This window comes from Micromonospora zhanjiangensis, assembly GCF_042650605.1.
GTDB classification, from domain to species: domain Bacteria; phylum Actinomycetota; class Actinomycetes; order Mycobacteriales; family Micromonosporaceae; genus Micromonospora_J; species Micromonospora_J zhanjiangensis.
The window spans coordinates 45,379-58,363 of the sequence record NZ_JBHSBN010000022.1 but is presented as its reverse complement, the minus strand read 5'-3'; the positions used below and the strand labels follow the sequence as shown (position 1 = coordinate 58,363).

Here is a 12,985-nt window from a genome sequence, read left to right as displayed (position 1 = left end):
GAGGTCTTGGTGATCGTTAACGGCTGCGCCGGTGATTTCCCGGCGTGTCGAACGTCAGGGGCGTTAACGATCATGATGGGCGGGACGACGGTCGGGGCGGGGATCGTCCGTTTAGGGGTGGTTGGGGTGAGAAGGCGGGGTGCGCTGGGGGGAGTGGGGCAGGGAGGGCCGTTGGGGGTTTGGGGGCGCGGGGGCGGTGCGGTGGCGGTGCGGCCGGACCGGTGGGGGTGGACCGGGTGGTGGCGCGGGACAGTCTCGGGCGGGTGCTGGTCGCCGCCGCGTCCCGCGCGCTGCGCGGCGAGGACTGCGCCGATCTCGGCCGACGACCGTTGCTGGCCCGCTTCCCGGGCGCCCCGGAGGTGGTACGGCGGGTCGCGCTGAGACGGGCGACCGCCCGCGCCGCGGTACCGGGGGCGCAGGTGGGCGTCCTCGACGCGGACCGGGTGGCCCGGTGGGTCGTGGACCAGTATCCGGCCCGGTGCTACCCCGGCGTGGTTCTGGGCTCGCCGCACGGGGCCGCCGTTCATCTGGCCGCCGCCCTCGGGGTGCCGTGGCTGCCGGCCGGGTTCGAGGTCACCGTGGACTGGCCCGGCGGGGCGGCGGACGACCCGCTCGCGGCCATGGCGTACGGGTCCCGGGTGGTGGCGCCGCTGCTGGCCGCCGATCCCGGGGTCCGGGTACGCCAGGTGCACGACCCGGCGGCGCGCGGGGCGCTGTGCGGTTCGACGGTGGCGTTGACGGTGCGGTGGCGGCGCCTGCCGGACGCCTACCGGCGATTCCTCGGCACCCGGATCGTCCCGGGTGCGCCGGTGCTGCTGCTGCGGGACGCCCGGACCTGGCCGGTGCTGGATCCGGGGGAGGGGCACAGCTTCCAGGTCGGCGGACCGGCCAGCGGGCTCGACCCGGGTGACTTCCTGCCGCACGGCGCGTCGATCGGCCGGCTGCTCCGGGCCGCCGGGGCCGACCTCGGCCGCTGGGACCCGCCGAGCGCCAACGCGCCGGACGGCCACTGCGAGTACGCCGTGGAGCCGGACCTGGAGGCCGGCCTGCGGGACTGGGCCCGGGGCGTGGGCAGCCCGTTGCACCGGGTGCTGTACCCGCGGCCGGCGGCGTTGAGCGCGGCCGTGGCCGACCTCTACCGGCGATGGCTGCGCCGGGCCGGCAAGACCGGGGACCGGTGCGTGGTCGAGTGCGGGCGGCTGCTCGACCCGGCGCAGGTGATCCGGGCCGGGCTGGTGCCGTACTGGTGCGAGAGCGCGACCGCCCGCGCGGTGGCCGGCGTGGAATGGTGGCTGGCCGGCAGCGAACCGTTCAGTTCGGTGGACGTGCTGCCGGAGCCGCCCGGGCTGCGCTCGCCGGCGCTGGCCGGCCTGCCGCAGTGGCTCGCCGTGGCGTCGTTCGGGCGGCGACGCCGGATGGTGGACCGGACGGCCGCCCGGGGGTATCCCGTCACCCCGGTGCCCACCCGTCACGCGACCGCGGTGCTGCGCGGTCAGCCCTACGATCTGCCGTCCCCGGCCCCGTTGCGCGCGGTGGACGTGCTGGCCGAATTGCGGGACGGCGGCCTGCCGCAGGGTCTGCTGATCTGCTGAGGTCACCCCGCCAAACCGCCGCGAGAAAGTCTCATCTCGTGGTTGAGTACCTACGAAGCGGGAACGTGACTGCCTGTGATGGGTTGATCGCACGGTGTCTAACGCCGGTGGCTGTTGGCCCGTCATCTTTCCGGTCATCGACCCGTTTCCGGCCCGGTCCACGGTCCGACGACGCCAGTGACCGGTTCCGCGGCCTGACGGGGGACCTTCGGCGAGGGAGGCGCGGATGTACGGACAGATCTCCACCCCGGCACCGACCGAACGCGGGCTGGAGGACCTCGACGCCGCGGCGCTGGCGTACGCGGCCCGGATCGAGGGGCTGCCGCCCGAGCGCCGGCAGGAGGCACGCGACGACCTGGTGCGGTTCGCGCTGCCGTTCGCCGGCCGGCTGGCCCGCCGCTACCGCGGCCGCGGCGAGCCGCTGGAGGACCTCGAACAGGTCGCCCGGCTCGGCCTGGTCAACGCGGTCGACCGGTACGACCCGGAACGCGGTTCGTTCACCGCGTACGCGGCCATCACCATCGTGGGGGAGATCAAACGGCACTTCCGGGACCGTACCTGGGGGGTGCACGTACCCCGGCGGTTGCGCGACCTGATCCTCGAGGTCGGCCAGGCGACCGCCGCACTGACCAGTGAACTGTCCCGCGCGCCGAGCGTCGCGGAGTTGTCCCGCCGGTTGGAGACGCCGGAGGAGGAGATCCTCGCCGCGCTGGAATCGGCGGCCGGGTACAGCCCGGCGTCGCTGAACGCCCCGGTCGGCGGGGAGAGTTCGGCCGAGTTCGGCGACCTGGTCGGCGAGTCGGACAACGAACTCGAGTCGGTCGACGACCGGGTCACCGTCAGCGGTCTGCTGGGTCGCCTGCCCTGGCGTGAGCGGCGGATCCTGGCGATGCGGTTCTACGGCAACCAGACCCAGGCCGAGATCGCCGCCCGGTTCGGCATCTCGCAGATGCACGTGTCCCGGCTGCTGTCCCGGGCGCTGACCTGGCTGCGCCAGTCGATGCTCGCCGACGCGCCCGCGCCGTGGCAGAACGGCGGCACCGAACCGGACCCGCACCGGCTGCGGGTGGCGGTGAAACGCGCCGGCGACCGGATCGTGGTGGAGGTCGGTGGCGACCTGGAGCACACCGGCGGCGAGCAGGTCCGCCGGGCCATCGTGGAGGCGGTCACCACCGGTCGACCCGCCCAGGTGGTGGTCGACCTGGCCGAGGTCGGCACGGTCGACGGCGGCGCGGTCACCGCGCTGATCGCCGGCCGCGAGGTGGCCGTCCGGGCCGGCATCCCGATGCGGCTGACCCGGGCCCAGCCCGCGGTGCGCCAGTCGCTCGCGGCGGCGGGCCTGGCCGCGACGCACGACTGAGCCGACCACCACCGACCGGGCCTGGCCGCGGCGCACGACTGAGCCGACCACCGCGTCCGGCCCCCGGCTGCGGGCCCGGCGGACGGACGGACCGGTCACCGTCATTCCGGCCGGTTCGTCCGGCCGGTCTCCTCGTCGGGACCGGTCTCCTCGTCGGGACCGGTTCCGCTGCGCCACCGCTCACCCACCGGACCCTCGTCGGTTTCGTCCTGCGCCGCGAGCGGATTGGACACGCCCGGCTGGTCCTCCTCGAACGACGGGCGGCGGATCCCCTCCGGCTCGGGCACCTCCACGTAGCGAGCCCCGGACCGGGCGGGCGGGTGGTACTCGACGGCCTCGTGCGCGCCCAGCGCGCCGACGGCGCTCGGACCCTCCTCCCGGTGCCGTTCGCGGTGCAGTTCCTCGGCCAGGTGCTGCGGCGGCAGGGTGCTGCGCTGCGGCAGGTCACGGCCGAGGTCGGCGACCAGGTGACCGTACTTGGCGTCGAAGGCGGGCCGCTCGGAGCGGATCCGGGGCATCCGGTCGAAGTTGCGCAGCGGCGGTGGACAACTGGTCGCCCACTCCAGCGAGTTGCCGAAGCCCCACGGGTCGTCGACCGTCACCTGCCGACCGAAGCGCCACGACTTCCACACGTTGTAGGCGAAGAACAGGGTGGAGAAGCCGAGCACGAACGACGACACGCTGGAGATCTCGTTCAGCAGGGTGAACCCGTCGGACGGCAGGTAGTCGGCGTACCGCCGGGGCATGCCCTCGTTGCCCAGCCAGTGCTGCACCAGGAAGGTGCCGTGGAAGCCGAGGAACATGCTCCAGAAGTGCAGCTTGCCGAGCCGTTCGTCGAGCATCCGGCCGGTCATCTTCGGGAACCAGAAGTACACCCCGCCGAAGGCGGCGAACACGATGGTGCCGAACAGGACGTAGTGGAAGTGCGCCACCACGAAGTAGGTGTCGGTGACGTGGAAGTCCACCGGGGGACTGGCCAGCAGCACCCCGGTCAGCCCGCCGAGCAGGAAGGTGACCAGGAACCCGACGGCGAACAACATCGGCGTTTCGAAGGTGAGCTGGCCCTTCCACATGGTGCCGACCCAGTTGAAGAACTTCACCCCGGTCGGCACGGCGATCAGGTAACTGAGGAGGCTGAAGAACGGCAGCAGCACCTGGCCGGTGGCGAACATGTGGTGCGCCCACACGGTCATCGACAGGACGGTGATCGCGATGGTCGCGGCGACCAGGCCCTTGTAGCCGAAGATCGGCTTGCGGGAGAAGACCGGGATGATCTCGGTGACGATGCCGAAGAACGGCAGCGCCACGATGTACACCTCGGGATGGCCGAAGAACCAGAACAGGTGCTGCCACAGCATCGGGCCGTTGGTGGACGGGTCGTACACGTGGGCGCCGAGCAGCCGGTCGGCGGCGAGCGCCAACAGTGCCGCGGCCAGCAGCGGGAAGACCAGGATCACCAGGACCGAGGTGAGCAGCAGGTTCCAGGTGAAGATCGGCATCCGGAACAGGGTCATCCCGGGCGCGCGCAGGGTCACGATCGTGGTGATCATGTTGACCGCGCCGAGGATGGTGCCGAGGCCGGAGATCACCAACCCGAAGATCCACATGTTGGCGCCGACTCCCGGCGAGTGCTGCGCGCTGCTCAGCGGGGTGTAGCCGGTCCAGCCGAAGTCGGCGGCCCCGTTCGGGGTGATGAAACCGGCCACCGCCAACGTCCCGCCGAACAGGTACAGCCAGTAGGCGAAGGCGTTCAACCGGGGGAACGAGACGTCCGGCGCGCCGATCTGCAACGGGACGACGTAGTTGCCGAAGGCGAACACCAGTGGGGTCGCGAACAGCAGCAACATGATCGTGCCGTGCATGGTGAACAACTGGTTGTACTGCTCGGTGGAGAGGAACTGCAGCCCCGGCTCGGCCAGTTCGGCCCGGATCAGCATGGCCATGAAGCCGCCGATCACGAAGAACGTGAACGCGGTGACCCCGTACATCAGGCCGATCTGCTTCGCGTCCGTGGTGCTCAGCAGCTTGACCAGCGTGCCGCCGCGGACCGGGTCGCGGACCGGCCCGGGATAGCCGCCGAAGTGCGCGGGTGCCAGGACCACCGGCTCGCCGCCGCGCTGCGGCTCCGTCGTCACCCTTTTCGGCATCCGCCCTCACCCCGTCACCGCGTCGCACACCGGACGCGGGTGGCTACCCGGTCCGGTTTGGAGAAAACCCACCAACCAGGGTAAATCTCCATACGCCGCCCGTACGCCTCCTTCCGCCTCATCGGGAACCGCCGCCCGGTCGGCCTCGGCGGCGCGGAGAATGGCCGGCCGTCCCGGGATGGACCGGCGGCGGTGGGTCAGGCCGAGCGGCGGCGGGCCGCGCAGAACAGGCCCAGCGTGACCATGGTGAGGCCGAAGCCCAGGTGCAGCCAGGCGTCCGCAGGATTGCCCGGCAGGACGTTGGCCGCGCCGGTACCGTGCCCCACCGTCAGCCCGTAGCCGGCCAGCAGCAGGAGCAGGGCGCCGCCGCCGGCCAGGTAGCGGACGGCACCGGGGACGGTGCCGGACAGCGCCAGCCCGACCAGCCCGAATCCGAGGTGCACCAGGTTGAGCAGGACCGACACCTGGAACGCGCCGAACAGCAGCGCCCGGGACAGCGGCCCGGCCAACCGCAGCGTGTCGTAGCCGATCGTGACGCCGGGGACGAAGCCGAGGATCCCGAGCAGCACGAAGACCACGGCGAGCGCTCGACCCGTCCGGCACACCGATGGCCGGTGCGCGGCCGGATGCGGTCGGGCCCGCGCCCGCGACTGGGCTCGTCCGGTCACCATGCGCGCCCACACCTCCTCGCCGGCGGGCCTTCCGGACCCCCGGACCGACAAACGATCGGGCGCCCCGGGCGGCGCGGACCGCGGTCAGGCCGCCAGCACGGCGACCGCCACCGGCTGCCGGCGCACCCGCTCGTACAGCTCCAGGTAACGCCGGGCCATCACCTCCGGGGTGAAGCGACGAGCCGCCTCCCGGGCGCACTCGGCCCGGTCCACCAGCCCCGCCGCGACCACCAGGTCGGCCAGTTCGTCCTCGTCGTCGGTGAGCAGCCCGGTCCGCCCGTGTTCGATCAACTCGGGCAGGCAGCCGCGCCGGGTGGCCACCACCGGCGTACCGAGGGCCAACGACTCCACCACGGCCGTGCCGCCCGGCTCCTCCCAGCGCAGCGGGAAGAGCGTCGCCCGGGCCCGGGCGACCAGGCCGTCGCGCTCCGCGCCGGCCACCTGGCCGATCCACCGGACGGTCACCCCGTCCACGTGCGGTGCGACCTCGTCGTACCAGAACCGGACGTCCGGGTTCTGCCGGGCCGCGGCACCCGCCGCCGCCAGTTCCGCCGGATCCCGGTACGGGCCGACCGGGCCGGCCAGCACCAGCGGGATGTTCGCCCGCCGGGCCAGCCGGGCGCCGGTGTCCTGCCCCTTGCCCGGCGTGATCCGGCCGAGGATCAGGGCGTAGTCCCCCACCTCGACCGGCGCCCGGCGGTCGGCGCCCACGGCGAGTGGGGTGGCCAGGTGGACGTGGCCGATCGCGTGCGCGCGCAGCGCCCGCGGGGCGCGGGCGAGTTGCGCGGCCGAGACCGCGTTGACCCGGACCCGGTCCCCGCCGTCGAGCGTGCCGTACAGATCGGGGTGTTTGCCCAGGTCCCAGTGCAGGGTGTGGAGCACCGGCGCGGCGCCCGGTCCCAGCGCGGCCAGGGTGGCCAGGCCGACCGCCTCCACGTGGTCGTGGACCAGGTCGATGTCGTCGCGCTCGCGCAGCGTCCGGACCACCCCGTGCAGGTGCGCCTGGGCCACCCCGCAGACCTGGTTGTACGGCCGCTGCAGGTTCTCGAACTGCCCGTCGGGGAACACCGACAGCCGCTCGTCGGCGGCCAGCGTGCTGCTGCCCACCGAGGCGAGCAGCACCCGCACACCGAGCTTGCGCAACTCCGGTACGAGGGTGGCCACCACGTTCTCGATCCCGCCGTACCCGGGCGGCGGGACGGCCAGCCACGGGCCGGCGTTCATCAGCACCGTCAGGCCCATGACGCCACCTCGTCGCGGCGCCGCCGCATCAGGTCGGCGACCTCCAACAGGGGCGGCCGCTCCTGCACCGCCACGTCGGTGACCACGACCTCGCGCCGGAGCCCGTCCGGACCGCCGCCGCCGGGCACCCGGCGGAACTGGGTGAGCAGCGAGGTCGGTGGGGCGGGTGAGCTGACCCGGCCCTGCCGGTGCAGCCGGGACCAGGCGGTCAACATGATCTGGGCGGACATCCGGCCCAGCGCCTCGGTGTCCTGGTGCCGGTGCAGCCGCTCGCCGAGGTCGACCTGGGCCAGCGCGTCCAGGCCGACCAGGTCCAGCAGGTCGATCAGCAGCGCCGTCTCCACCCCGTACCCGGAGACGAACGGCACCCGTTCGAGCACCGCGCGGCGGCCGGCGTACTCGCCGGCCAGCGGTTGGATGAAACCGGACAGTTCCGGCCAGAACAGGTTGAGCATCGGCCGCGCCGCCAGTTCGGTGACCCGGCCCCCGCCGTCGCGCTCCACGCCGGAGGTGCCGATCAGCGGCCGGTGGTAGAAACCCTTGACGAAGGCCACCGTGGGGTCGGTGAGCAGCGGGCCGAGTAGGCCGACGACGAAGTGCGGGCTGAACTCGCGCAGGTCGGCGTCGACGAAGGCGACCACGTCGCCGGAGGCGGCCGCCAGGCCGGACCAGAGTGCGTCGCCCTTGCCGGCCATCCGGGGCAGGTCCTGGGTCATCCGGTCCTGGCTGACCACCCGCGCGCCGGCCGCGGCGGCCACCGCCGCCGTGTCGTCGGTGGACCGGGAGTCCACCACGATCACCTCGTCGACCAGGGGTACCCGATCCACCAGTTCGTCCCGGACGGTCGCCACGATGGCGCCCACGGTTTCCCGCTCGTCGTGCGCCGGAAGGACCACGCTGACCGTGGTGTCCCCCTTGGCTGGCAGCAGTCCCGGCGCCGTCCACTCGTCGGCGGTGCCGGTGCGGCGGCCGGGCCACCCGGGTGCGCCCGGTGGGACGGTCTGTCGTACCTGCCTCACGGGTCACCCCTCCCGGGTCGGGCCGAGCGTGCCGGATCGCGAGTCCGGTCGGATCCGCGTCCCACCGCGATTTCCCGGGCCGACCGACTCTATGCGGCGCCGCCCGCCCACGTCGTGATCTTCGCTCCCCGCACCCCCCGCTACGCCCCGGCCACGACGTTTGAAACCCGCCCCCCGAGGCACACGGCCACCAGCCACGCCGTCCCGGCGGCGGGCGCATCCAGACGATCTTGGCGCGAAGTGGCCGTTCCGAGGGCCAATCCCCGCCAGGGTCTCGGCGACGGGAAAGGCGGGCGGCCGATGCGGAGGTGTCGGGTGGGGCTGGTGGGGGCGGGTGGGGTGGCGCGGCGGCACGCCCGGGTACTGGCCGGCTTCGACGACGTCGATCTCGTCTGCGTCACCGACGTGGTCCCGGCCGCCGCCGAGGGGCTGGCCGACCAGGTCGGCTGCCGGGCCCTGCCGGACGTGGCCGCGGTCCTCGCGGCGGACCTGGACGCGGTGTACGTCTGCGTGCCCCCGTTCGCGCACGGCCCGGCCGAGGAGGCGGTGCTCGCCGCCGGGCTGCCGATGTTCGTGGAGAAACCGGTGGCCGCCGACCTGGCCACCGCGGAACGGGTCGAGGCGCTGGCGCGCGAGCGGGGCACGGTCACCGCCGTCGGCCACCACTGGCGGTACCTGGCGGTGGTGGACCGGGCCCGGGAGCTGCTGGCCGACCGGCCGGTCCGGATGATCGGCGGCGCCTGGTGGGACCGGGTGCCGCCGGTGGCCTGGTGGCCCCGGCGGGAACTGTCCGGCGGACCGGTGGTGGAACAGGCCGCGCACGTGCTCGACCTGATGCGGCTGCTGGCCGGCGAGGCGACTGAGGTGTGCGGCTACGGCGACGGGACACCACCCCGGGCCGGCGGCGCGGACCCCGACGGCGCGTACCTCGACGGCGCCGACATCGACGGCGTGACGGCCGCGGTGCTGCGGTTCGCCGCCGGCGCCGTGGGGGTGGTGACCGCCGCCTGCGTCCTGTCCTGGAAGCACCGGGCCGGGGTGGAGGTGCTCGCCGACGGGTTGGCGTTGTCGGTCGGCGAGCACGGCCTGACCGTCCGGGACGGCACCGGCGAGTGGACCGTCCCGGCCGACCCGGACGCCGCCCGTACGGCGGTCGACCGGGCCTTCGTCGACACGGTACGGGGAGTCGGGGCCGACGTCCGGGTGCCGTACGCCGAGGCGGTGGCCACCCACCGGCTGGCCTGCGCGCTGGCCGAGTCGACCCGTACCGGCCGTCCGGTCCGTCCCGGCGACCGCCGATGGCCGGTGCCTCCCGGCGGGCGGCCGGTCGCGACCGGTTCGCCGGTGCCGGCGGAGCCACCGGTGCGGGTGCGCGGCGATGGCTGACCGGGTGGTCGTGGTGACCGGGCCGGGCCGGGTGGAGCTGCGTACCGAGCCGCAGGCGCCGGTCCCGGACGGCGGGTTCCGGGTCGAGACGCTGTTCAGCGGCGTCTCCGCCGGCACCGAACTCAGCTACGTCAAGGGCACCAACCCGTACCTGCGGGCCACCTGGGACGCCGGCCTCGGGCTGTTCCGGCCGGGCGCGCCGAGCACGCCGTACCCGGTGACCCGGCTCGGGTACATGCAGGTCGCCCGGGTGACGCACAGCCGTACCCCCGGGGTGACCGAGGGGCAGGTCGGCGCGATGGCGTACGGGCACCGCACCGGCCACCTGGCCGATCCGCTGGTCGACCGGTTCGTCCCGCTGCCGCCCGACCTCGACCCGATGCTCGGCGTCTACCTGGCGCACATGGGTCCGATCTGCGCCAACGGGCTGTTGCACGCCGCCGCCGACGCGCACGGTCCGGCCGTACGCGATCTCGGTGACGGGGTCCGCGGCCGGCGGGTGGCGGTGACCGGCGCCGGAGTGGTGGCCCTGCTGACCGCCCTGTTCGCGGTCCGGCACGGTGCCGCCTCGGTGGTGGTGCTGGATCCGACCCCGGCCCGGCGCGCGGTGGCCGAGGCGCTGGGTCTGGAGACCCTGGATCCGGACGCGGCGGACCCGGCCACCGTGCTGAAGACCCGCTGGGCGCACGGTCCGGGGGACCGGGGCGCCGACGTGGTCTTCCAGTGCCGGGGGCAGGCGTCCGCGCTGCGGCTCGCCCTGCGCCTGCTGCGGCCCCAGGGCACCGTGATCGACCTGGCCTTCTACCAGGGCGGCGCGGACGAGGTCCGGTTCGGCGAGGAGTTCCACCACAACGGGCTGACCCTGCGCTGCGCCCAGATCGGCCGGGTGCCCCGCGGGCTGGCGCCGGCCTGGGACCGGGACCGGCTGTCCGGCGAGACCGTCGACCTGCTCCGGGCGTACGGGGGATTGATCAGCGCCAATCTGATCTCGGCGGTGGTGCCGTTCGACGAGGCACCGGCCCTGCTCACCGACCTGGCCCGACGGCGCCGGCGGGAGATCCAGGTAATTCTCAGCGGGTGACCCGCCCGGCCGGGCCGCACCGCCGGCCTCCGGTCGGCTACCGTTTCCGGTCATGGGCGTGTCGCAGCGAGTCAAGAACAGGTTCCGGCGCTTTCTCCAGCGGCCGGGCAGCACCGTCGACCTGGCACCACTGGAGAAGCTGTTGCCGGCCATCGAGGCCCGGGAAGAGGACCTGACGGCGCTGGACGACGCCGAGCTGACCGAGGCCGCCGGTCGGGCGGAGGACTACACCGAGATCTGCGCCGTCGGTCGGGAGGCCGCCCGGCGCGGCCTGGACCAACGGCCGTACGACGTGCAGCTGCTCGGCGCGATGTCGCTGCTGGCCGGCAAGGTGGCCGAGATGGCCACCGGTGAGGGCAAGACCCTGACCGCCACCATCGCCGCGTACGGGCACGTCCGGCACGGGAACGGGCCGGTCCACGTGCTGACCGTCAACGACTACCTGGCCCGCCGGGACGCGCAGTGGATGGAGCCGGTCTACACGCTGCTCGGCCTGACCGTCGGCTGGGTGACCGAGGCGTCCACCCCCGAGGAGCGCCGCGAGGCGTACGCGAAGGACGTCACCTATGTCTCGGTGAGCGAGGCCGGTTTCGACTTCCTGCGCGACCAGCTCGTCACCGACCTGGACCAGCGGGTCCAGCGAGGGCTGGCGACGGCGATCGTCGACGAGGCGGACTCGATCCTGATCGACGAGGCCCGGGTGCCGATGGTGCTGGCCGGCGCGGTCCCCGGCGAGCAGGACCCGGTGCACGCCGCCGCGGCGCTGGTGCGCGGCCTGCGCGCGGGCCGGGACTACGAGGTCGCCGAGGACGGCCGCAGCGCCGCCTTCACCGCCGCCGGCCTGGCCAACATGGAGGCCAAGCTGGGCGGCATCGACCTGTACGACACCGAGCACGTCGAGCAGCTCTCGGCCGTCAACGTCGCGCTGCACGCCCACGCCCTGCTGCACCGGGACATCGACTACATCGTCCGGGACGGCACCGTCGAGCTGATCGACGAGATGCGCGGCCGGGTCGCCCAGCGGCGGCGCTGGCCGGACGGCCTGCAGGCCGCGGTGGAGGCCAAGGAGGGGCTGAACGCCACCGCCGAGGGCGAGGTGCTCGGCACCGTCACGGTCCAGGCGTACGTCGCGCTGTACAGGACGGTGTGCGGGATGACCGCCACCGCCGTGCTGATCGGCGACCAGCTGCGGGAATTCTTCGGTCTCGAGGTCGCGGTGATCCCGCCGAACACGCCGTGCGTGCGGGTCGACGACCCGGACCGGATCTACGCCACCCGGGCCGAGAAGGAGGAGGCGCTGATCGACGAGATCAAGCGCTGCCACGAGGCCGGTCGGCCGGTGCTGGTCGGCACCCTGGACGTCAAGGAGTCCGAGGGGCTGGCCGCCGGCCTGAACGCCGCCGGGGTGCCCTGCGTGGTGCTGAACGCCAAGAACGACGACGAGGAGGCGGCGATCATCGCCGAGGCCGGCGCGTACGGCGCGGTCACCGTCTCCACCCAGATGGCCGGCCGGGGTGTCGACATCCGGCTCGGTGGCAGCGACGAGTCCGACCGGGACCGGGTCGTCGAGCTGGGCGGCCTGATGGTGATGGGCAGCGGCCGGCACGACAGCCGGCGGGTCGACGACCAGCTGCGCGGCCGGGCCGGCCGGCAGGGCGACCCCGGCGGGTCGGTCTTCTTCGTCAGTCTGGAGGACAACCTGGTCACCCGGCACGCCCTGGACGCGGTGCCGCCGTCGCCCCGGATGAACGCCGACGGCCTGGTCACCGACGAGCAGGTGGACTTCGCCGTGGAGCACGCGCAGCGGGTGGCCGAGGGCGTCAACCACGAGATCCACCGCAACACCTGGCGCTACAACGTGGTGATCGAGCAGCAGCGCAAGGCCCTCGCCGAGCGCCGCGAGCGGCTGCTCACCTCGGAGGTGGCGGCCCTGATGCTGATGGACCGCCTGCCGGAGAAGACCGAGGACATGGACGAGGACATCCTGTCCCGGGCCGCCCGGTCGATCGCGCTCTACCACCTCGACCGGCTCTGGGCCGAGCACCTGGCCGAGCTGTCCGAGGTACGCGAGGGCGTGCACCTGCGGGCGCTCGGCCGGCTGGACCCGCTGGACGAGTTCCACCGGTCGGCCGTGCCCGCCTTCAACGCGCTGATCCCGGCGATCGAGGAACGGACCGTGGCGACCTTCGAGGAGACCGAGTTCGACGACGACTGGGAGCCGGACGAGTCGTCGCTGGTCCGGCCCAGCGCCACCTGGACGTACCTGGTGCACGACAACCCGTTCGGCTCGGAGCTGGACCGGTTGATCGCCTCGGTCGGCCGCCGGCTGGCCGGATCCGGCTCGCGCTGACCGGCGTTGTCGCCGTACGCTGCCCGCCGGTCACGTACCGGCGGGCAGCGCCGCTGCGGTGGGCGCGGTCCGGGGTGGGCTCGGTTCCACCGCGAGGCCGCTACCGCATTCGGCGATGAGATGTGGCTTTTTCTGAC

General features: G+C 73.7%; 9 protein-coding genes. 5 read left to right on the top strand and 4 right to left on the bottom strand.

The window, feature by feature from the left end:
- The first annotated feature begins 179 nt into the window (after nt 1-179).
- A complete protein-coding gene (locus ACFOX0_RS25385) occupies nt 180-1,592 on the top strand; it encodes a hypothetical protein (protein WP_377550423.1) in 1,413 nt (470 codons plus the stop codon).
- 226 nt (nt 1,593-1,818) lie between these two features.
- The gene (locus tag ACFOX0_RS25380; RefSeq protein ID WP_377550421.1) at nt 1,819-2,952 is read left to right on the top strand and encodes a SigB/SigF/SigG family RNA polymerase sigma factor; all 1,134 of its coding nucleotides are present in this window, start codon (nt 1,819-1,821) and stop codon (nt 2,950-2,952) included.
- 101 nt (nt 2,953-3,053) lie between these two features.
- Here the strand turns inward: ACFOX0_RS25380 and ctaD are convergent, their stop codons facing one another.
- From ctaD to ACFOX0_RS25360, 4 genes are all read right to left on the bottom strand, one after another.
- Nucleotides 3,054-5,099: an aa3-type cytochrome oxidase subunit I gene (gene ctaD, locus ACFOX0_RS25375; RefSeq protein ID WP_377550419.1), complete on the bottom strand. Its 2,046-nt coding sequence runs from the start codon at nt 5,097-5,099 to the stop codon at nt 3,054-3,056.
- A gap of 197 nt (nt 5,100-5,296) precedes the next feature.
- Nucleotides 5,297-5,770, bottom strand: coding sequence for a DUF4383 domain-containing protein (locus tag ACFOX0_RS25370; RefSeq protein ID WP_377550417.1), 474 nt, complete (start codon nt 5,768-5,770; stop codon nt 5,297-5,299).
- A gap of 84 nt (nt 5,771-5,854) precedes the next feature.
- Nucleotides 5,855-7,012: a glycosyltransferase gene (locus ACFOX0_RS25365; protein ID WP_377550415.1), complete on the bottom strand. Its 1,158-nt coding sequence runs from the start codon at nt 7,010-7,012 to the stop codon at nt 5,855-5,857.
- The gene (locus ACFOX0_RS25360; RefSeq protein WP_377550413.1) at nt 7,003-8,031 is read right to left on the bottom strand and encodes a glucosyl-3-phosphoglycerate synthase; all 1,029 of its coding nucleotides are present in this window, start codon (nt 8,029-8,031) and stop codon (nt 7,003-7,005) included. Before ACFOX0_RS25360 ends, ACFOX0_RS25365 begins: the two co-directional genes overlap by 10 nt.
- A 300-nt stretch (nt 8,032-8,331) precedes the next feature.
- Here ACFOX0_RS25360 and ACFOX0_RS25355 point away from each other — a divergent pair, with 300 nt between their 5' ends.
- From ACFOX0_RS25355 to secA2, 3 genes are read left to right on the top strand one after another with little or no spacing between them, the layout of a single operon-like run.
- A complete protein-coding gene (locus tag ACFOX0_RS25355; protein ID WP_377550411.1) occupies nt 8,332-9,417 on the top strand; it encodes a Gfo/Idh/MocA family protein in 1,086 nt (361 codons plus the stop codon).
- The gene (locus ACFOX0_RS25350) at nt 9,410-10,498 is read left to right on the top strand and encodes a zinc-dependent alcohol dehydrogenase (protein ID WP_377550409.1); all 1,089 of its coding nucleotides are present in this window, start codon (nt 9,410-9,412) and stop codon (nt 10,496-10,498) included. The genes ACFOX0_RS25355 and ACFOX0_RS25350 overlap by 8 nt, the downstream gene beginning before the upstream one ends.
- 52 nt (nt 10,499-10,550) lie before the next feature.
- A complete protein-coding gene (gene secA2 / locus ACFOX0_RS25345; RefSeq protein WP_377550407.1) occupies nt 10,551-12,848 on the top strand; it encodes an accessory Sec system translocase SecA2 in 2,298 nt (765 codons plus the stop codon).
- Nucleotides 12,849-12,985: the final 137 nt, after the last annotated feature.